Annotated in this window: 15 protein-coding genes and 1 pseudogene; 6 read left to right on the top strand and 10 right to left on the bottom strand. The window is 57.6% G+C overall.

What is annotated here, in order from left to right; translation table 11 throughout:
- Positions 1 to 11: 11 nt before the first annotated feature.
- The 3 genes from AB4N85_RS09635 to AB4N85_RS09625 all read right to left on the bottom strand — a co-directional run bounded on the left by AB4N85_RS09635 (position 12) and on the right by AB4N85_RS09625 (position 2,973).
- Positions 12 to 1,019, bottom strand: coding sequence for a sugar kinase (locus AB4N85_RS09635; RefSeq protein ID WP_236169073.1), 1,008 nt, complete (start codon positions 1,017 to 1,019; stop codon positions 12 to 14).
- On the bottom strand, positions 1,012 to 1,794 hold the full coding sequence (locus AB4N85_RS09630; RefSeq protein ID WP_041480194.1) for a sugar phosphate isomerase/epimerase family protein: 783 nt from the start codon (positions 1,792 to 1,794) through the stop codon (positions 1,012 to 1,014). The genes AB4N85_RS09635 and AB4N85_RS09630 overlap by 8 nt, the downstream gene beginning before the upstream one ends.
- A 150-nt stretch (positions 1,795 to 1,944) precedes the next feature.
- Entirely contained in the window at positions 1,945 to 2,973 is a 1,029-nt protein-coding gene (locus AB4N85_RS09625) for a LacI family DNA-binding transcriptional regulator (protein WP_290127810.1), read from the bottom strand.
- Positions 2,974 to 3,210: 237 nt separating this feature from the next.
- Between AB4N85_RS09625 and AB4N85_RS09620 the strand changes: the two genes are divergently transcribed.
- From AB4N85_RS09620 to AB4N85_RS09610, 3 genes are all read left to right on the top strand, one after another.
- Positions 3,211 to 4,056, top strand: coding sequence for a hypothetical protein (locus AB4N85_RS09620; protein ID WP_252867692.1), 846 nt, complete (start codon positions 3,211 to 3,213; stop codon positions 4,054 to 4,056).
- 105 nt (positions 4,057 to 4,161) lie between these two features.
- On the top strand, positions 4,162 to 6,246 hold the full coding sequence (locus tag AB4N85_RS09615) for a hypothetical protein (protein ID WP_252867691.1): 2,085 nt from the start codon (positions 4,162 to 4,164) through the stop codon (positions 6,244 to 6,246).
- Positions 6,247 to 6,495: 249 nt separating this feature from the next.
- Positions 6,496 to 8,937 (top strand): autotransporter outer membrane beta-barrel domain-containing protein, encoded by a 2,442-nt coding sequence (locus tag AB4N85_RS09610; protein ID WP_252867690.1) that lies wholly within the window; start codon positions 6,496 to 6,498, stop codon positions 8,935 to 8,937.
- A 49-nt stretch (positions 8,938 to 8,986) separates the two neighbouring features.
- Here the strand turns inward: AB4N85_RS09610 and AB4N85_RS09605 are convergent, their stop codons facing one another.
- From AB4N85_RS09605 to AB4N85_RS09590, 4 genes are all read right to left on the bottom strand, one after another.
- Positions 8,987 to 9,496, bottom strand: a complete 510-nt coding sequence (locus AB4N85_RS09605; RefSeq protein WP_056789698.1) for a hypothetical protein — start codon at positions 9,494 to 9,496, stop codon at positions 8,987 to 8,989.
- A 167-nt stretch (positions 9,497 to 9,663) separates the two neighbouring features.
- Positions 9,664 to 10,305 carry a DUF1345 domain-containing protein gene (locus AB4N85_RS09600; protein WP_056789701.1) on the bottom strand — a complete coding sequence of 214 codons (642 nt, stop codon included), beginning with the start codon at positions 10,303 to 10,305 and terminating at the stop codon, positions 9,664 to 9,666.
- Between the two features lie 180 nt (positions 10,306 to 10,485).
- Positions 10,486 to 13,584 (bottom strand): efflux RND transporter permease subunit, encoded by a 3,099-nt coding sequence (locus tag AB4N85_RS09595; RefSeq protein ID WP_252867689.1) that lies wholly within the window; start codon positions 13,582 to 13,584, stop codon positions 10,486 to 10,488.
- A gap of 15 nt (positions 13,585 to 13,599) precedes the next feature.
- Complete coding sequence (locus AB4N85_RS09590) at positions 13,600 to 14,757, bottom strand: efflux RND transporter periplasmic adaptor subunit (RefSeq protein ID WP_252867688.1); 1,158 nt, start codon at positions 14,755 to 14,757, stop codon at positions 13,600 to 13,602.
- Between the two features lie 253 nt (positions 14,758 to 15,010).
- Between AB4N85_RS09590 and AB4N85_RS09585 the strand changes: the two genes are divergently transcribed.
- On the top strand, positions 15,011 to 15,712 hold the full coding sequence (locus AB4N85_RS09585) for a response regulator (RefSeq protein WP_016774890.1): 702 nt from the start codon (positions 15,011 to 15,013) through the stop codon (positions 15,710 to 15,712).
- A gap of 4 nt (positions 15,713 to 15,716) precedes the next feature.
- The gene (locus AB4N85_RS09580) at positions 15,717 to 17,018 is read left to right on the top strand and encodes an ATP-binding protein (RefSeq protein ID WP_252867687.1); all 1,302 of its coding nucleotides are present in this window, start codon (positions 15,717 to 15,719) and stop codon (positions 17,016 to 17,018) included.
- A 5-nt stretch (positions 17,019 to 17,023) separates the two neighbouring features.
- Here the strand turns inward: AB4N85_RS09580 and pncA are convergent, their stop codons facing one another.
- On the bottom strand, positions 17,024 to 17,650 hold the full coding sequence (pncA, locus tag AB4N85_RS09575) for a bifunctional nicotinamidase/pyrazinamidase (RefSeq protein ID WP_217849378.1): 627 nt from the start codon (positions 17,648 to 17,650) through the stop codon (positions 17,024 to 17,026).
- Positions 17,651 to 17,700: 50 nt separating this feature from the next.
- Entirely contained in the window at positions 17,701 to 17,868 is a 168-nt protein-coding gene (locus tag AB4N85_RS09570) for a hypothetical protein (RefSeq protein ID WP_191622340.1), read from the bottom strand.
- 286 nt (positions 17,869 to 18,154) lie between these two features.
- Here AB4N85_RS09570 and ilvA point away from each other — a divergent pair.
- Positions 18,155 to 19,144 (top strand): annotated as a pseudogene (gene ilvA / locus AB4N85_RS09565) (threonine ammonia-lyase, biosynthetic); the annotation flags it as partial.
- A gap of 36 nt (positions 19,145 to 19,180) precedes the next feature.
- On the opposite strand, the gene eco reads toward ilvA, so the two are convergent.
- A complete protein-coding gene (eco, locus tag AB4N85_RS09560; protein ID WP_122611356.1) occupies positions 19,181 to 19,666 on the bottom strand; it encodes a serine protease inhibitor ecotin in 486 nt (161 codons plus the stop codon).
- Between the last annotated feature and the right edge of the window lie 47 nt (positions 19,667 to 19,713).

Raw genomic sequence — 19,713 nt, 5'->3', positions numbered from 1 at the left:
ATTTGCGGTAATCAGGCGGGCCTCTTCGCGAGCAGGCTCGCTCCTACATGTGAAATGCGTTCCCCTGTGGGAGCGAGCCTGCTCGCGAATTCAGCGGTCAACTCCAAGCGAGAAGGCAACCCCTCCATATCCCCGCGACTCTGCACCGCGCGACTGCCAATCCAGTTCGCCCGCTGCACGGCCTCGGCAAAACTCTGGTGCTCGAGCAGGGCGCTGATCATGCCGACCGCAAAGCCATCTCCGGCACCCACGGTATCGACCACGTTGCTCACCGGCACGCCGGCAACGAAACCCTGATCCAGCTGCGTGCGGTAATAAGCACCCGCAGGCCCGAGCTTGATCGCCACGGCCTCGGCGCCCTGATCCAGATAGAACGCAGCAATGTCGGCCGGGTCGTCGAAACCGGTGAGCAAGCGACCTTCACTCAACCCCGGCAGGACCCAGTGGGCAAGGGCGGCGAGGCGGTTGATCTGGCGGATCATCTCGCCCTCGCTGGCCCACAGGCTCGGGCGCAGATTCGGGTCGAATGACACGCTGCGCCCGGCGTTGCGCATCCGGGTCATCAGCTCGAAGGACATTTCCCGGCTGGTACCTGACAGCGCCGGCGGAATACCGGTGGCGTGCAAGTGACGGGCGCTCAGCAGGTTGTCGCTGATGGAGTGCGGCGACAAATGACTGGCCGCCGAACCGCGCCGGAAATATTCGACCTGCGGGTCGCTGCCATCGTCGTTGCGCGATTTGAACTGGAAACCCGTTGGCTGGTTTTTATCGACTTCGACGTGGCTGCAATCCAGACCTTCCTTGATCAGCGTCTCGACCACAAAGCGTCCGAGCGAATCGTTACCGACCCGGCTCAGCCACACGACGTTGAAACCCAGGCGCGACAAGCCGATCGCGACGTTGCTGTCGGCCCCGGCAATCCGTTTGTGAAACTGCTCGACCTTGGCCAGATCGCCGGTCTGCTCGGCGACGAGCATTGCCATGGTTTCACCGAAAGAAAGAATATCGATCTCAGACATGAGCTGGCTCCAGGCGCGATTGACCGAGGCGGGCGAGGGCGGCGACGTGTTCGCGGGTCAGTTGCACCAGATCATCGCCTTGCAGCGGGTACTCGGCGGCGCGCATAACGCCTTGGTCCATGTGTCGCAGCAGTTGTTCCCACAGATGCAGGTCGCTGATGGCGGGTGGTACGGCAACCAGTTTGCCGTCGGCGCGGCGCGCAACGGCTTTGCAATGCACATAACCGACGTGACGGCCGAGCGCGCGTGCGGCGCTGGCGGCGGACTGGTCCTGCCAGTGCCAGTTGCCAATGTCGAAGGTCATCTTGATCGGCAGGTTGTGTTGCTCGACGGCGGTAAAGAAACGCTGGAACGGTTCGATACGTCCGCCGTGCAAGGTCTGGTCGTTCTCCACCAGCAGTTGCACCGGGCTTTGCTTGAGTCGCTCGGCCAGTGCCTGCAAGTCAGAGTTGTCGGTGAAATAACCGAGGGACACTTTCAGCCATTTCGAGCCAAATGCCTGGGCCTGCTGCAGCGCGGTAATCAGTTCGGGATTTGGCTGCGCTTGCCCTGCGAGCCAGAGTTCGGTGGGTGAGGAGTAAATGCTTTGCAGGCCCTGCGCCTGGGTAGCCTGAGCCAGTTGCGCCGGGTCTTCACGGGTCAGCAGCTCTTCACGCCACTCGATGCGATTCGCCCCGGCTGCCGCGAGGATGTCGATAAAACAATCCTGCCCACGCTGGCGCACGAGCTCGGCACCGTAGCTGGACAGACTGATGGAAACGGCGGGTTTATTCATTGTTATTGACCTCTGAAACCGGTTTCATTTTTGTTCAAAAAAAATCAGGTGATTCTGTAGTGTTTTTGCAGGCCCTTTGGCGAGCAGGCTCGCCCGCACATTTGCAACACGGTCACCTGTGGGAGCGAGCCCGCTCGCGAAAGCGCCAGATCAGACGCCGCCAATCCCTCGGGTCGAACCCCGCTCAATCAGCACCGGCGCAAAATCCACAATTCGCGCCACCTCATCATCCCCGCGCAAGCGCTTGAGCAGACACTCAAACGCCCGCGCGCCTATCTCTTGCGTCGGCTGTGCCAGCGCGGTAATCCCGCTGCCCACCAGCGGATACCAATCCAGATCATCCAGAGCAATCAGCCCGACATCCTCGAACAAGCGCACACCGAGTGCGCGCAACGCGTGAGTCGCCGCCAGCGCCGCCACGCCATTGGCGCAAAACAGTGCTTTCGGACCGTCAACGTGGGTGTTTAAAAAAGTTTGAAGTTGCGCCTTCAGATCATCGCCGGTTTCCAGCACCGCCCCGGTCAGGGCCGAGCGTTGGGCAATCTGCGCTTGAAAACTGCTGACCCGTTCGATCCGCGAACTGGTGCCATCAAACGGTTCGGTTACCAGCAATAAATCCCGATATCCGCGCTGCTCAAGGTGCGCGAGCGCCATCTCTACTGCTTGCGAGTTGTTCAACCCGACCATGTCGCTGTCGAGCCCGTCGACCTTGCGATCCACCAACACCATAGGCATCTCGCGGCGCAGCTCGTGCAATTCGTCACGGTGATGGCCCAGCGTGTTCACGATCAGCCCTTCGATGTTGTACGAGCGCAACAGCGCCAGATGCTGGCGTTCCTGCTCGTCATCGCGGTCGGTGTTGCACACCACCAGGCTGTAGCCGTGTGCACGGCAGGCAGTTTCCACCCCGTGCATCACGGCAATCGAATAGGGGTTACGGATATCGGCGACGAGCATGCCGATCAGCCGAGTGCGTCCGCGTTTCAGGCCGCGGGCCATTTGGTTGGGGCGGTAACCGAGTTCATCAATCGCCTGCTCGATGCGCCGGGCAATGGCATCGGAGAGCAGCGCGCGGTCGTCGCCAATGAAGCGCGAGACGCTGGCCTTGGATACACCAGCGCGTTCGGCAACATCAAGCATGGTCACGCGGCTGCGCTGGGCGGCGGAGAAGTCGTTCAATGGGTCAGACCTTATTTTTGAAATGTAGCGTTTTAACGGCATGGATACCGCTGAAACCGGTTTCAGAAGACACTATCTGACCTTGAGCCGTCAACCTTCAAATGCAGCGGAAGCAGTCACGGCAAAATGGATTTCCGACAAACGGTTGCTTTACCTGTCAGATCTGACAGTAGGCATCTTTCCAATACCAGCGCTTAATTTCTTTCAGGCCTAGATGACCAGCCAGTGAGAAATTCCATGCCGATCGAAACGCCGATTACCTCCAGCGATCCATTGAATCCCGGCGTGCTTCTGAGCCTGCCACGAGTGGAAGGCGTCGATCCGCTTGACCCGGCCGGAACATTGCCGCCGGACGCAAAACAGGTGGGCATCGTTTGTATTATTGACCGCTGGCCGAACTTTCCTGTTTCAGGCGTGAATAAAGATCGTGTTGAAATTTTCATTGTTGGTAACCCTGATTTCGTCGCCTTTGGCGAGTATGGGGCCGCGGACGATGCGCCGGAGTTTCGTATTCCAGTAGCTCCCGAGAAACTTCCGGATGTGGCTACGTTTGAGCTTTTCTACACAGTACGTTCGATCAACCCTACTACGTCACCTTCACGACGCCTGACTTTTGCGATAGTTAAGCCGCCGCAACTTTTGAAGGAGGTTACTTTTCCCGATGCGGATGCTTGGGGATATATCGGATGTTACAAGAACCATCCCGGCGATCCGGAAGCCTTGTTTATCTGGGAAGGGGTACGTATCGAAATTCCTTTCGATGACTTGTTTCAGCTTGCGGATGTCCTCAGCCTGGATTGGCAGGCATGGGATTCTTTAAACGGGTCGGGAAACCCTTTGACACAGGTGTTTAACTTTACTGAGGTTGTGACAGATGTTGTGACCAAGGAGCCAGTGAAGATTGTAATCAAGCCCTTTGCTTCACATATAGAACCCATGGAGGAAAACGATTCGGCCTTAGTTAATTACCAACTATTGCGCGACGGTGTACCTATCTTTCGCTCGTTTACCGGGCTGGTGAAGGTAGACAGGAAAATTCCGGGAGAAAGCAAGTATTGCTCGGATGCAAGTTGGATGAAGTGATCAGGCCGCAACAGTAGCAGCGATATTACGACTGCAGTTGGCGACATTCGCCATTGTCGAAGATGCATGGATCAAAAAACATTTTCTACGCAATGGAGAAGGCACATGACAAGTATTCAAACTGCGGAGTCAGGCACACCCTTGGGCGTTCTGGTCGCACCTACCCCCGAATTGCCAGACGGGCGCGGCACGAACAAGGACATCATTCCGATAGCTGCGATACCTGTGGGCGCCGCGCTGACACTTATGGTCAAGACCAATGTGTGGTCGAATCCTAACAGCAGAGATCAGATCGCCCTTGACGTTACGCGAACCCAGCCTCCTGCCAATCCGCTGCCGACAGACTTCACGCGGTTAAACAGGGTAAACCTCGGCGACGTGGCCAGCCGTCCTGTAGATTTTCCGATCACAGTGCCTACCGAATTTCTGGGTGAGGATGCAACCCCGGTGGGGCCGACGCCGATCTGGGTGCGTAGCGTGCTGTATGAGCGGGGGCTCAACCCGCTGACCGGTCCTGTGATGAAGTTTTTTATCGACCGTACTGGTGCCTGGCAAGCGAAACCTGCACAAACAGGTACAAATCCAGGACAGGTTCCAGGCGCCAGAACAATTCCGCCAGCCACGTTTCCAAATGCCCCCGGGGATCTGGATGACACATGGGCGGGTCAGCCAGGTAACGAAGGGGGATTGCAGGTACAAATTGATACAGGCTACGCCAACGTTCAGCCGGATGACACGTTGACCCTGTACGTGGCAGGTACACGTACCAACCCTCCGCAGGTGCCCCCTTTTTTCAACGGACCGATGCCCACCGATGGCAAGCTGTCCATCCCGACCGCAGAGCTACGCAAGGTAACGAGCGGCCGGGCCTTCATCTGGTTCATCATTACTGACGCTGCTGGCAACCAGAGCGCATGGGGCGTGTATTTCAAAAACGTGCGTTTTCTGCCACTGCCCAAACTGGGCGTCATTACCGTCCCGGCAAACGAAGATGGTCTGATCGATTTAAAAGATGCGCGTGCAGGTGTGAAGGTAAAAGTCAGCCGGTTGGTAGATACAATCGGCACCGACGTAGTGAGCCTGACATACGGCGCTCAACCAGCCCAGGATCTGCCATTCAACGCACTCACGGAGCTGGAGTTCACCATTCCTTGGTCGAGTCTGAGCAAACAATACTTTGATAACCAGACGGGTACGAATTTCGAATTGGACGTGGTCGTCAAAGCTGACTTGATGCGTGGCGGCTTATCCATCGACGATGGAACAACAACTGTAAAAACAGATTTCTCGACGCATCCGCCTTATACCGTCGACCCGACGACCCCGCCCCCTGAGGTTAATCCCGAATTCCGGAAACTGATCGTCCGCGGACAGCCACCTGTCACGGATAACTTACTGGGCCCTCAGGATGTCGATCAGACAGCCAAGGCTCACATCGATGTCTCGCCTGTCACCGCCGGGACGTCGTTTCCCGATCCCGAACCGGGCGATCTGGTTACCCTGAAGTATCTTGGGGATCAAGGCGAAATTATCGTTAATTCCATTCAAATGACTCAGTCGAATATCAATAATGTCGTTCAGATAGATTTGCCATATACCGTTGTCGGTCCGGGTGGTATCGGGCTTAAAGAGGCTTGGTGGACATATGAAAACCCTGCTCGGAATAATACTCAGGATTCAGCAAAAGAGACGGTTACTGTCAATACTGTAGTCATCGTTCTCGATAAGCCGGAATTCCAACGCCCACCTACAGATGGCACCGAAGACCCATACATTATTTGCGAGAGCTTGACGGGGGATGATCACGTTGCGACGTTCAAGATCAAACCTAATGATCATTTCACCGATGGGATGAATATCACATTCAATTGGCAAGGCTGGCATGACGATAAATACACCATAGACGCACCGCCGGATACGGTTTTTTCCGATACTCGTGCGATCACTTCGCTCGAGTTAACGGAGGGGATGCTTTGGGAAGTGCCATACGCACCTTTTATTCGTAATCTTCCTCGTCCACCTGCTACCACGCCTGATCCGACCGACTTTTACGCAGGTTATGTAAAAATCTGGTATTCGACGCCAATTGTAACCACGTCAGAAGTTCAGGAAATGATTGTCTACCTGCTCAATGCTGACTTCTTGTACTGCGAATCGGAACCGGGCTGGGATCCTGCGCCTGCTCCATAAACGGCATTCGCGATCATTGCATTGCCGGAGAGCCAACCTCTTCAGGCAATGCAATTTAATTGGGGAAGCAAGAAATATCTCGAAATGTCGCGAGTGGGCGATTAAGCCCACCTACTAAGAGGATTAGTCCTACAGAGAAAGTCCAGACTAGCAGGTATTCTCCGGCGTCGCCTACAAAGGTCGTCTGATGGAATATGTACGCCTGAACCGTCCTTCTTCCGTCCCGATAAACCTCAACGAGAAGTGTATATGACGTTTGAAAATAGCTTGGGACCGACAGTTTTGAAACTCACTGGCACGCTCTCTTGTGCAGCATTACTGATCGCAATATCCGAGACGGCCTTTTCCCGAAATCTCAATCCTGGTGAAGTCGAAACCGTATCCGGCGGTGCTACGCCAGAAGCCTGGTTCATCCCTGTCACCGCCACGCTCAACGTCAATGGCGGTGATACGCTGAACATCGTTGTCGGCGGTGGGACGTTAAACGCGATTTCCGCCAGCACTTCACAGATTGAAGCCTCAGCAGACGCCCGAGTGTCTCTGGACGCGGCAACGGTGACGGCTAGCAATTTCGACACTGCGCTGAGCTTGACCGACAGCTCGGCAGTGGTATCCGGCAGTACGCTGTCCAGCGATGGCAGAGCAATGTCGCTTGCGCGCGACCTGAATATACCCGTTGGCTCAACAGCGACCGTCACTGGCAGTACGTTGACAGGCGGTTTTTCGGGTGCAGCGGTGACATCCCTCAGTACGTTGAATCTGGTGGACAGCCGGGTTGAAGGGACCGACGCAGACGGTGTTGGCCTCGAACTTTACGGCGGCAACGCCAACATCAGTGCAGCCAGCGAGGTCATCGGAGAACTGAATGGGATCATCTTTGGCAAGGATACCGTCCTGAACCCGAGCGATGTCACCGCACAGAGCGTGTTGAAGGTTGATGCGTCAACCGTGCAGGGTCGCACCGGCGCAGCGATCAAAGTCGATTTTGCGACGCCGGACGATCAACCGGTATTGATCGAAATAGCTAACCGTTCGAATCTGATCGGCGGCAACGGTAATATCCTGGAGGTCATCGATGGAGCAGCAGCGCGCTTTCAAATCGACGACAGCCAGTTGACCGGCAATGTAGCGGTTGCTGACGGCGGGACCGCCGCGGTTTTCTTGCAAAACAATGCCAGCCTTGACGGCGATTTGACCAACGTCGATTCTGTTTCGCTCGATACCCGAAGCATACTCACCGGTAACATTCAGGGCTCTGGGGCTGGGGTCGTGATGCTGGATAACGACTCGATCCTGCACGGTTCGGTTACTGGCGTCAGCGCTATATCCATCGGGCGTGGCGCTGAATGGAACCTGGTTGGCAGCAATTCGTTATCGAATCTCGAAATGCAGGGCGGGAATGTGAGATTCGGCACGCCCGCCGAGTTCGTCCGTCTGGATGTTGCCAACCTGTCAGGCAACGGCCGGTTTTTTTTGGATGCTGACGTGTCCACCGGTGAAACGGACTTTCTCAATGTCACGGAATCAGCCAGTGGCCGTCACGAGCTGGTAGTTGGTGCAAGCGCCAGCGAACCTGTCACCGGTGCACCGCTTCAAGTGGCTAACATCGCTGGCGGGGATGCTGAGTTCGATCTGAGAAACGGTCAGGTTGATCGTGGTGCTTTGGCGTACAAACTGGTGCGAGAGGGCGAAGGTATTTTCCTGCGGCCTGATGGGACAACGCCGAGCACAGGTTCACAAACAGCATTGGCTATTGCCGGTACCGCTCCTACGGTCATCTATTCGGAAATGACCACTCTCAATACTCGCCTCGGCGACCGTCGCATGGCCGGCACTCAGCCGCGATCGCGATCGATTGCGGCACTGGACTCAGATAATCAAAACGCGACCAGCGGCCTGTGGATACGCACTCATGCCAATCAGTACAACGTCAAGAATGCCTACGGTGATGGTTATAAACAAAATCAGACTGGCGTCTCATTGGGGGTGGACACGCCACTACCGATAGGTGATGGCCAATGGTTGATCGGGGTTTTTGGTGGCTACAGCACCACTCGCCTTAACCTGGCCCGCGGCAGCGCCGGCACGATCAACAGCACCTATGGCGGGATGTATCTGTCCTGGTATGACGAAACGACCGGGTATTACGTGGATACCGTTGGCAAAATCAACCGTTTCAGTAATGACGTCAAAGTCACCTTGAGCGATGACACTCGAACAAAGGGTGACTTCGATAATCTCGGCATCAGTGGAACCGTCGAAGTAGGTAAGCATATAGTCTTTAACCGAGGTTACTTCATCGAGCCCTCTGCTCAGGTTGGTGTTGCGACGGTAAAAGGCAAGGACTACAAGTTGGACAACGGACTGCAGGTAGACAGCAACGAGACCCGCTCATTGCTCGGCAAGGTAGGAATGACCGTTGGCCGCGAGGTGGTGCTGAACAATGGCGGAAAATTGCAACCCAGGCTGCACGCGGCGTTGAGTCATGAATTCGTCAACAATAATCGTGTCAGCGTGAATGACACTGGATTCAACAACGATTTGTCCAGCACCAGCCTCGAGCTTACCGGGGGCCTCAATTGGGTGCCGGCCAATAACAAATGGCAACTGTATGGCGAGATAGGGACCAGCAGGGGCAGCAAAGCTGACCAGGAGCTAGGAGGGAGTGTCGGGCTGAGCTTCAGTTTCTGATTGCATCAGCATTAAAAAAGGAAGCCTCGCAGCTTCCTTTTTGTCGTAGTCAGTAAGCGTTTTTTCTCTTGCTCAGGTCTGCGTTAGCGACAAACTCCCCAGTGATCGGAAACTCTTCGTTGCCGCTCTCTCCTCCATGGTCATATGTGCCGGACCAAGTGCCACTCAGGGTTTTTTTAATGTCGTCATATTTCAATGTCAGGCTCCCGCTCACAGAGACGTGCAGATCACCCGTCGCAGGATTGGAATAGTAGGTACTTCTGACATCATCGCTATCTTTGGAGAGGTCATAGGTCGACGATTGGGGTTTAAAAGGGAACACAAACTCAAGCGTACGCGTCACACCATCCTTAGTGTGTCCAGCTGTCAGGACGTAACGCAGGCCTTCCGGGTAGGGCTTCGGCCCGAAGGAAGGTACAGAGGTAGATCGAAACTCCATGAATTGAGGGATTTTGACAAACCTGTAGTTTGGGTTGGCATCGCCGTTGATAGTGGCTGACAAATAGGTCGGCGCTAAAACCGGAGAGATCGTCGTGTAGGCTCGGGCTGCATAGCTCATGAGTTTTATCTCCATACAATATGGTTGGGGACATCCAAAGACTGACCCGTCCTACTTCTGGATGTTGTATGGAAGCGTGAATACAGTACGCCTGTAAACTGTCAGTGTTGACAGTTTACAGGCGTACGTTTTTGTGAGCTTTGAACTGCCAGAACAAGCCGTGTTTTTCAGCCGAACAATCCTGCTGCAATGTTGATCGAGAACCCGAGGATCGCCGTATTGAACACAAAACCGATCAGCGACTGCGCGAGCACAATTTTTCGAATATCCCGCGTTGCAACACCCACATCCGAAGTCTGCACAGCCACGCCGATGGTGAACGAGAAGTACAGAAAATCCCAGTAATTGGGGGTGGTCAGTCCTTCAGCAAAACGCAGCGCCGGCTCTTTGCCGTCCCAGGTGTAAAACAATCTGGCGTAGTGCACACAGAAGATCACACCTATCAGCAGCCATGAGCCGGTCACTGTCAGCGCTGTGAACCCGTAGTGCATGAGTTTGCGTGAGGTTTCCAGGTCTTTGCTGCCGGCCAGTTCAAGGGTGATGGTGGCGAGACTGGCCAACGCGGCAATGCACACCACAAACAGCACCAGCCCGGCGTTCTCGTCTTCGACTTCGGCGATGCGTCGCACGTCCGGGGCCTTGGCGCGTATGGTCAGCCAGAACATCAGGATCAGGTATGTCCAGACACCGACGTTCCAGCCAATGAGAATTTTGCTGACGATGGAATCGGCCGGGACCAACAGGCCGGTGGCGAGGCCGAGCGAGGCGGCAGCGGAAAGGCGAGGGTGGGTGCGGGCGAGGAAGCGCATGAAAGCTCGGTAGGCGAGGGAGGTTTCACCACCTTAGCCCAGCGTTGACAGATGTGGCCACTGCGCATGATGTTGGCCAATCCTTGTGGGAGCGAGCCTGCTCGCGAAGACGTCAGCAGATTCAACATTAATGTTGGCAGACCGGACGCATTCGCGAGCAGGCTCGCTCCCACAGTTTGATCAGCGTTGTTTGGTGAATCGTTGTACGAGCTTCATGACCACGACGAAAAACACCGGCACGAAGATTACCGCCAGTGTCGCAGTGATCATCCCGCCAATCACACCTGTGCCGATTGCTTGCTGACTTGCCGAGCTCGCGCCAGTTGCAATCGCGAGCGGCACTACGCCGAGAATGAATGCCAGCGATGTCATCACGATCGGCCGCAGACGCAAACGCGCGGCCTGCAACGTCGCATCGATCAGATCGTGACCTTCGTCATACAAGCTCTTGGCGAACTCGATGATCAGGATCGCGTTTTTCGCCGACAGACCAATGATGGTGATCAGTCCGACCTTGAAGAACACGTCGTTGGGCATGCCGCGCAGTGTCACGGCGAGTACCGCGCCGAGCACACCAAGCGGGACAACGAGCAATACAGAGGTCGGAATCGACCAGCTCTCGTACAGCGCCGCCAGACACAGGAATACCACCAGTAGCGACAGGCCCAGCAGAATCGGCGCCTGATTGCCGGACAGGCGTTCCTGCAACGACAAACCGGTCCACTCTTGACCCAGACCTTTCGGCCCCAGCGCAACCAGTCGTTCGATTTCCGCCATGGCCTCGCCGGTACTGTGCCCGGGTGACGGTTCACCAGATATCGCGATCGCCGGATAGCCGTTGTACCGGGTCAACTGCGCCGGGCCTTGAATCCAGTTGGCCTGAACGAAGGCCGACATCGGCACCATGTTCCCGGCGTTGTTGCGCACATGCATTTTCAGCAAATCATCCACCTGACTGCGCTGATCACCTTCGGCTTGCACGACCACCCGCTGCATGCGGCCCTGATTGGGGAAGTCATTGATGTAGCTCGAACCCACGGCAGTGGACAGCACGTTGCCGATGTCGGCGAACGAAACGCCCAAGGCATTCGCCTGCTTGCGGTCTACGATCAGTTGCACTTGCGGTGCTTCGGCCAGCGCGCTTTCACGGACGTTTATCAATACCGGACTTTTCTCGGCGGCGGCGAGCAGTTCCGTACGCGCCTGCATCAACGTCGCATGGCCCAGACCACCGCGATCCTGCAAGCGGAACTCGAAACCGCTGGACGTGCCAAGGCCATCCACCGGCGGCGGCAGCACCGAGAAGGCCATGGCGTCCTTGATCTGGCTCAGCGCCGCGTTGGCGCGGTCGGCGATTGAGCTGGCAGTATCGTCACTGCCACGTTCCGACCAATCCTTGAGCGTCGAAAACGCCAGCGCTGCGTTCTGCCCGCTACCGGAGAAACTGAAACCCAGGATCACCACACTGTCACTGATTCCCGGCTCACCGGCGTTGTGCGCTTCGAGCTGTTCGGCCACTTGTACAGTACGGTTCTTGGTTGCGCCGGGTGGCAATTGAATATCGGTGATGGTGTAGCCCTGATCCTCGGTCGGCAGAAACGAGGAGGGCAGGCGCGCAAAACAGATTCCGAGTCCAATCAGCAGGACCACGTAGATCATCAGGTAGCGACCCGTACGCTTGAGCGCATAGCCGACCCAACCCTGATAGCGATCGGTCAATTGCTCAAATCGGCGATTGAACCAACCGAAAAATCCGGACTTCTCGTGATGCTCGCCCTTGGCAACAGGCTTGAGCAAGGTCGCGCACAATGCCGGGGTCAACGTCAGAGCAAGGAACGCCGAGAATAGAATCGAGGTGGCCATGGACAGCGAGAACTGTTGATAGATCACCCCTACCGAACCCTGCATGAACGCCATCGGAATAAACACCGCGACCAGCACCAGAGTAATGCCGATGATCGCCCCGGTGATCTGCGTCATCGCCTTGCGCGTGGCTTCCTTGGGCGACAGGCCCTCGCTGGCCATGATGCGCTCGACGTTCTCCACCACGACGATGGCGTCATCCACCAGAATGCCGATGGCCAGCACCATGCCGAACATGGTCAGCACGTTGATCGAGAACCCCAGCGCCAGCATGGTCGCGAAAGTGCCCATCAACGCCACCGGCACCACCAGTGTCGGGATCAGCGTGTAGCGCACGTTTTGCAGGAACAGGAACATCACTGCAAATACCAGCAGCATCGCTTCGCCGAGGGTGTAGATCACTTTGGTAATCGAGACTTTGACGAATGGCGAAGTGTCGTAAGGAATCTTGTATTCCACGCCAGCCGGGAAGTAGCGCGCCAGTTCGTCCATTTTCGCCCGCACCAGTGTCGCGGTGTTCAGCGCGTTGGCGCCTGGAGAAAGCTGCACGCCAACGGCGGTGGACGGCTTGCCGTTCAGGCGTGTACCGAACTGATATTCCTGACTGCCGATCTCCACTCGCGCGACATCACCGATGCGCACCGTGGAGCCATCGCGATTGGCCTTGAGCACGATGTCGGCGAATTCCTGCGGAGTCAACAATTGGCCTTTGACCAGAATTGTCGCGGTGATTTCCTGCGTCGAAGGTGACGGCAGATCACCGATGCTACCTGCCGAAACCTGGGCGTTCTGCGCAACAATGGCGTCGTTGACATCGGCCGGCGTCAGGTTGAACGCGATGAGCTTCTGCGGATCGATCCAGATGCGCATAGCCCGCTCGGCACCATACAACTGCGCCTTGCCGACACCGTCCAGACGCTTTATCTCGTTCATCACGTTGCGCGCCAGATAATCGCTGAGCGCCACGTCATCGAGCTTGCCGTCGCTGGAGGTCAAAGTGATCAGCAAGAGGAAACCGGAAGAGACCTTCTCCACCTGCAATCCCTGCTGATTGACCGCTTGCGGCAGGCGCGACTCGACCACCTTGAGGCGGTTTTGCACATCGACCTGCGCCAGCTCGGGATTGGTGCCCGGCTGAAAGGTTGCCTTGATCGTCGCGCTGCCCAGGCTGCTCTGCGATTCGAAATAGAGCAAGTGATCGGCGCCGTTGAGCTCTTCCTCGATCAGGCTGACCACGCTTTCATCGACGGTTTGCGCCGAGGCGCCAGGGTAGACGGCGTAAATCTCGATTTGCGGCGGGGCGACGTCGGGGTATTGCGCCACCGGCAACTGCGGAATGGCCAGCGCACCGGCCAACAGAATGAACAGGGCGACCACCCAGGCAAACACCGGGCGGTCGATAAAGAACTGCGGCATATAGAAGCGTCCTGCTTACTGACCAGTGGTCTGGGCAAGTGGAAGTGGGGTTTCGTCGATCTGCACCTTTTCCCCGGGACGGGCGTGTTGCAGGCCTTCGATGACAACACGGTCGCCGGGCTTCAGGCCGCCGGTGACGATCCAGCGATTGTTCTGCACCGCACCCAGTTGCACCGGTTGCTGCGCCACGCGCATCTGTTCATCGACAGTCAGCACCTGGGCAATGCCGGCACTGTCACGCTGCACCGCGCGTTGCGGTACGGTGATGCCGTTCTGGATGGTTGCCTGCTCAAGGCGTACGCGGATGAAGCTGCCCGGCAGCAAGTCGAGATCCGGATTGGGAAACTCGCTGCGCACAATGATCTGCCCGGTGCCGGGATCGACAGTGATGTCGCTGAACAGCAGCTTGCCGGGCAATGGATACACGCTACCGTCATCCTGAATCAGCGTGGCCTTCGCCTGATCCTGACCGACTTCCTGCAACTGCCCGGAGCGCAATGCCCGGCGCAGTTCATTGAGCTCGCGGGTCGACTGGGTGAGGTCGGCATGGATCGGGTTGAGTTGCTGAATCAACGCCAGCGGCGTGGTTTCGTTCTGCCCGACCAGCGCACCCTCGGTGACCAAGGCGCGACCGATACGGCCGGAAATCGGCGCGGTGACGGTGGCATAGCCGAGGTTCAGTTTCGCCCGTTCAAGCGCCGCTTTGCTGGCCGCGACATCAGCGGCGGTCTGCCGGGCAGCGGCGCGGGCGTTGTCGTAGTCCTGACCGCTGATGGCCTGATCCTCGATCAACTGCGCATAGCGTTGTTCTTGCAATCTGGCCTGAAAGGCGTTGGCCTCGGCTTTGCGCAGCGCGGCTTCGGCACTGTCCAGATCCGCCTTGAAGGGTGCCGGGTCGATGCGGAACAGCACATCGCCTTTTTTCACGTCACTGCCTTCGCGGTAGGTGCGTTGCAACACTACGCCGGCCACTCGCGCACGCACTTCGGCAATCCGTGGCGCGGCGATGCGGCCGCTCAGTTCGCTGCTGATCGACAATGGCTGGGTTTTGATGGTCTCGATGCGCACCGTAGCCGGCGGCGTCTGCTCTTCGGCGTTCGAGGATGAGTCACAGGCGCTCAGCGTCAGCGCCAATGCGATCAGGCCGAGCCCGGCCAGCAGTTTTCCAGACATGTACAACCCCCAATATTGAAGGCCGCATCCTACGGCCAGACGGGGAGGTTAGCGGTGAAGCTTTGTAGCTGCTGTGTGAAATTGTGTAAGGGTTTTGCTCGGTGGTGCGCGAGGGCGTATATCCTGCAGGCCTTGAAATTTATTGCGACAGTTCGATCGCTTTCGCGAGCAGGCTCGCTCCCACAGGAGATCGCATTTCAATGTGCGAGCGAATGAGTCCCGACTGTCGCCACAGCATTCTCTGGAACACCCCATGCCCAACATTCTCCTGGTCGAAGACGACACCGCCCTCGCCGAACTGATTTCCAGCTACCTGGAGCGCAACGGTTATTCCGTCAGCGTCATCGGCCGTGGCGACCATGTGCGCGAGCGGGCGCGGATCAGTCCGCCGGATCTGGTGATCCTCGACCTCATGCTGCCGGGCCTCGACGGCTTGCAGGTGTGCCGTTTGCTGCGTGCCGATTCGGCGACACTGCCGATCCTCATGCTCACGGCCCGCGATGACAGTCATGATCAGGTACTGGGCCTGGAAATGGGCGCTGACGACTACGTCACCAAACCCTGCGAGCCACGAGTGCTGCTGGCGCGAGTGCGCACGTTGTTGCGGCGCAGCAGCCTCGGCGAACCGCTGGCGGTCAACGATCGGATCGTCATGGGCAATCTGTGCATCGATCTGTCCGAGCGCACCGTGACCTGGCGTGATCAAGCGGTTGAACTGTCCAGCGGCGAATACAATTTGCTGGTGGTGCTGGCCCGGCATGCCGGCGAAGTGCTGAGTCGCGATCAGATTCTTCAGCGGCTGCGCGGTATTGAATTCAATGGCACTGACCGCTCGGTGGACGTGGCGATTTCCAAGCTGCGGCGCAAATTCGATGATCACGCCGGCGAGGCGCGCAAGATCAAGACCGTGTGGGGCAAGGGCTATCTGTTCAGCCGCTCCGAGTGGGAATGCTGAGCTGATGTTTCGCATTCTGTTTCGCCTGTATCTGGTGACAATCGTCTCCTATAGTGCGGCGATCTATCTGGTGCCGGATCTGGTGGTCATGGCCTTTCGGGACCGCTTCGTCACCTACAACCTGGAGTTCTCCCGAGGTCTGCAATCGCTGATCACCAAGCAGTTTCATGCTGCGCCGCAAGAGCAATGGCCGGCGATTGCGGCGGCGATGGACAAGGAATTCCAGCCGCTGCACATCGTCCTGACGCCAATCGACGACCCGGTGTTCACGCCCATCGAGCAGGAACGTTTGCACCGTGGTGAGAACGTGGTGCGCATCGGCGATTGGGGCTGGCGAACGCTGGCGGTGACTCCGCTGAATGCGGACATGGCCGTGCGTATGGTCGTACCGCCGGATCCTGTCGACGTCGATCTGTTGTACTGGAGCATCAACGTGCTGATCGGCGCCATGTTGCTCGGCTGCCTGCTGCTCTGGTTGCGCCCGCACTGGCGCGATCTTGAACGTCTGAAAGGCACCGCCGAACGCTTCGGCAAAGGCCACTTGAGCGAGCGAACCAGAATTGCCCCTAGTTCGAACATCGGCAGTCTCGCCAATGTGTTCGACACTATGGCCGGCGATATTGAAAACCTGCTCAACCAGCAGCGCGATCTGCTTAACGCTGTTTCCCATGAGCTGCGTACGCCGTTGACGCGTCTGGATTTCGGCCTGGCGCTGGCGTTGTCCGAAGACTTGCCAGCCGCCAGTCGCGAGCGTTTGCAGAGCCTGGTTGCGCATATTCGTGAACTGGATGAACTGGTGCTGGAGTTGCTTTCCTACAGCCGCTTGCAGAATCCGGCGCAATTGCCCGAGCGCATCGAGGTGTCGCTGGACGAGTTCATCGACAGCATTCTCGGCAGCGTCGATGAGGAACTGGAGTCGCCAGACATCGTGATTGACGTTCTGCTGCACGGTCAACTCGAACGCTTCGCGCTGGATCCGCGCCTGACCGCCCGGGCTATCCAGAACCTGTTGCGCAATGCCATGCGCTATTGCGAAAAGCGCATTCAGATCGGTGTGCAGGTCATTGCCGGAGGGTGTGAGATATGGGTCGACGATGATGGTATCGGCATTCCCGACGATGAGCGCGAGCGGATTTTCGAACCGTTCTACAGGCTCGACCGCAGCCGTGATCGCGCGACGGGTGGTTTCGGCCTCGGTCTGGCGATCTGCCGCCGCGCGCTGGAAGCGCAGGGCGGCACGCTGACCGTTGAGAGTTCGCCGTTGGGTGGGGCGCGATTCAGACTGTGGTTGCCGGCCATGGCCTGAATATTCTAACGGACATCTGATGATTGAATCAGGCTGACGCCGGCCTCTTGCATCCGCGCTATGGCGGCTGCCAGCGAACCGTCCAGATCAATCGCGCGACAGCCATCCAGCACCACACAGACATTAAAACCCGCCGCGCGCGCATCCAGCGCCGAAAACATCACACAGAAATCCAGCGCCAGGCCAACCATGTAAACGGTGTCGATGCTGCGCTCTTTCAAATAGCCGGCGAGCCCGGTGGTGGTGCTTCGATCCGCTTCGAGAAAAGCCGAGTAGCTGTCAATATCGGGATTGCAGCCCTTGCGGATGATCAATTGCGCGTGTGGTAGATCCAGTTCCGGATGAAATTCGGCGCCTACACTGGCTTGCACACAGTGATCGGGCCACAACGTTTGTGCGCCGTACGGTAATTCGATGACGTCGTAGGGCTGGCGCCCGGGGTGGCTGGATGCAAACGATATATGCCCGCTCGGGTGCCAGTCCTGCGCAATCACGACTTGCCTGAAATGCCGCGCGAGACGGTTGATCAGCGGCACAATCCGGTCACCTTCAGGCACCGGCAATTGGCCGCCGGGAATGAAGTCGTTTTGAACGTCGATGACCAGCAATGCAGCGCGGGACGAAATGGGCACGGGGAAATCTTCCTGGAAATAAAACCTCGGCCAGTTTAGCAGGGCTTTTGTCAGCCGCTGGTCTGCAGTACGCATTGCTGGGTTTTACTGTCCCACACCTGGCCTTTCGGACATTCGGGCTTTTTCACGGCGTCGCTTTCATTGACGGCGAAAGCAGCAGGGCTGGACAGGGCGGCGACCAGCAGCGGGACGGCGAACAGCATTTGGCGGATATTCATGGTCGATCTCCACTTTCATCGGCTTGGAGCAGAAGTTGTTGTTCTCCTTTGCAGTGACTGTTCAGTTCTGCGGAAGATTCAAAGTTCTACAGCGGGCCATTGACTTGTCATCCGCTGGCAGGCTAATTTCCAGCCCATGACTTTCACCGTATCGCGCTGCCAGCCAAGCATTATTACCGCCATTCCTCATTTGGCGGGCTAGCTCACGGCTGCAGCACCCAACCCGCCCTAGAGGCGGGTTTTTACTTTCTGTCTCCGGGGTTCTGAAAAATGTCAGGAGACGACCATGCCGCACACCCCCGACCAGCAAGCCCTGCTTGAGCATTACGTGAAAAAGATCCTGGCCGCGCCGGTGTACGACATTGCGGTGCGTACGCCGTTGCAGCTTGCGCCAGCGTTGTCGGAAGCATTGGGCAATCGGGTCCTGCTCAAGCGCGAAGATCTGCAACCGACGTTCTCTTTCAAGATCCGTGGTGCTTACAACAAACTCGTGCAACTGAGCGATGAGCAGCGAGCGCGGGGAGTGATCACGGCATCGGCGGGTAATCACGCGCAGGGTGTAGCGCTGGCGGCACGGGAATTGGGCATTGCCGCGACGATCGTCATGCCGTCTACCACCCCTGAGCTCAAAGTGCTCGGCGTGCGCAGTCGCGGTGCCGACGCATTGCTGCACGGTGATAGTTTCCCCTTTGCTCTGGCCCATGCGTTGCACTTGGCCGAACAGACCGGATGCACGTTTGTTTCACCGTTCGATGATCCTGACGTGATCGCCGGACAAGGCACCGTGGCAATGGAAATCCTGCGCCAGCATCAAGGCGCGCTGGACGCCATCTTCATCCCGGTCGGGGGCGGAGGTTTGATCGCCGGTATCGCGGCCTACGTCAAATACCTGCGCCCGGAAGTGCGGATCATCGGCGTCGAATCCGAACATTCGGCGTGCCTGCAAGCGGCTTTAAATGCGGACGAGCGGGTGGTTCTACCTAGCGTCGGCACCTTCGCCGACGGCGTAGCGGTTGCGCAGATTGGCGCGTATGGCTTTGAGGTTTGCCGCTTCTGCGTAGATGAAGTGATCACGGTCAGCAATGACGAACTCTGCGCCGCGATCAAGAATATCTACGACGATACCCGTTCGATCACTGAACCGTCGGGGGCGCTGGCCGTTGCGGGGATCAAGCAGTACGTGGCGCGCAGTGGGGTTCGCGATCAGACATTCGTCGCCATCGACTCCGGGGCCAACATCAACTTCGACAGCCTGCGCCATGTCGCCGAACGCGCCGCTGCTTGCGGCGTGCCGGCGTAACAAGCGCTCGGGTTATTCCTGCAGGGCGGTGCCGACTTTGTCCGACGCCGACCAGATGCGATAGCGCACTTCGACGTCCGAAGGGGCGTACACCACGACTGGCAGCTTGCTGTTGTAGCGCAACATGAAGCCATCGCCGACGACCGGAACGAAAGCGCGCTTTTTCTGGCTGCCGGGCGGGCAGGCCATCATCGTGCTCATCGGGCCGATGACCTTTTCCAGGCGATAGAACGGATAGCCCCAGCCTTGCAGATTCTTTTCATCGAGCACACCGCCCAGACGCTGGCGATTGCAATCCACTTCGAGGGTTTTGCCGGCGAGAATTTCAACCTGGAAATTCTCTTCCTGCTCTTGCTTGGGCAGATGGATGACTTGTCGGGTAAACCCGGCTTCGGCTTTGGGGTACGGCGCGACGTCTTCGAGCTTGGCGGCGTGGGCTAGAGTGGAAAGGTTGGCGATCAACAGGCCGGTGATCGCGCAAACGCTTAAAGAATTCATGGAGGCCTCCGTGCGGGTTGAATTGCAATGGGAGACATTCTTGCCGT

The organism is Pseudomonas sp. H1_G08 (assembly GCF_054681355.1).
Note: the sequence above shows the minus strand (reverse complement) of the source record. Positions and strands in the feature narration are given on the sequence as shown.

Bases quoted from the DNA above. Each gene is read 5' to 3' on its own strand.
- AB4N85_RS09635 (WP_236169073.1), bottom strand. From the start codon at position 1,019: ATGTCTGAGATCGATATTCTTTCTTTCGGTGAAACCATGGCAATGCTC.
- AB4N85_RS09630 (WP_041480194.1), bottom strand. From the start codon at position 1,794: ATGAATAAACCCGCCGTTTCCATCAGTCTGTCCAGCTACGGTGCCGAG.
- AB4N85_RS09620 (WP_252867692.1), top strand. From the start codon at position 3,211: ATGCCGATCGAAACGCCGATTACCTCCAGCGATCCATTGAATCCCGGC.
- AB4N85_RS09615 (WP_252867691.1), top strand. From the start codon at position 4,162: ATGACAAGTATTCAAACTGCGGAGTCAGGCACACCCTTGGGCGTTCTG.
- AB4N85_RS09610 (WP_252867690.1), top strand. From the start codon at position 6,496: ATGACGTTTGAAAATAGCTTGGGACCGACAGTTTTGAAACTCACTGGC.
- AB4N85_RS09605 (WP_056789698.1), bottom strand. From the start codon at position 9,496: ATGAGCTATGCAGCCCGAGCCTACACGACGATCTCTCCGGTTTTAGCG.
- AB4N85_RS09600 (WP_056789701.1), bottom strand. From the start codon at position 10,305: ATGCGCTTCCTCGCCCGCACCCACCCTCGCCTTTCCGCTGCCGCCTCG.
- AB4N85_RS09595 (WP_252867689.1), bottom strand. From the start codon at position 13,584: ATGCCGCAGTTCTTTATCGACCGCCCGGTGTTTGCCTGGGTGGTCGCC.
- AB4N85_RS09590 (WP_252867688.1), bottom strand. From the start codon at position 14,757: ATGTCTGGAAAACTGCTGGCCGGGCTCGGCCTGATCGCATTGGCGCTG.
- AB4N85_RS09585 (WP_016774890.1), top strand. From the start codon at position 15,011: ATGCCCAACATTCTCCTGGTCGAAGACGACACCGCCCTCGCCGAACTG.
- AB4N85_RS09580 (WP_252867687.1), top strand. From the start codon at position 15,717: ATGTTTCGCATTCTGTTTCGCCTGTATCTGGTGACAATCGTCTCCTAT.
- AB4N85_RS09570 (WP_191622340.1), bottom strand. From the start codon at position 17,868: ATGAATATCCGCCAAATGCTGTTCGCCGTCCCGCTGCTGGTCGCCGCC.
- eco (WP_122611356.1), bottom strand. From the start codon at position 19,666: ATGAATTCTTTAAGCGTTTGCGCGATCACCGGCCTGTTGATCGCCAAC.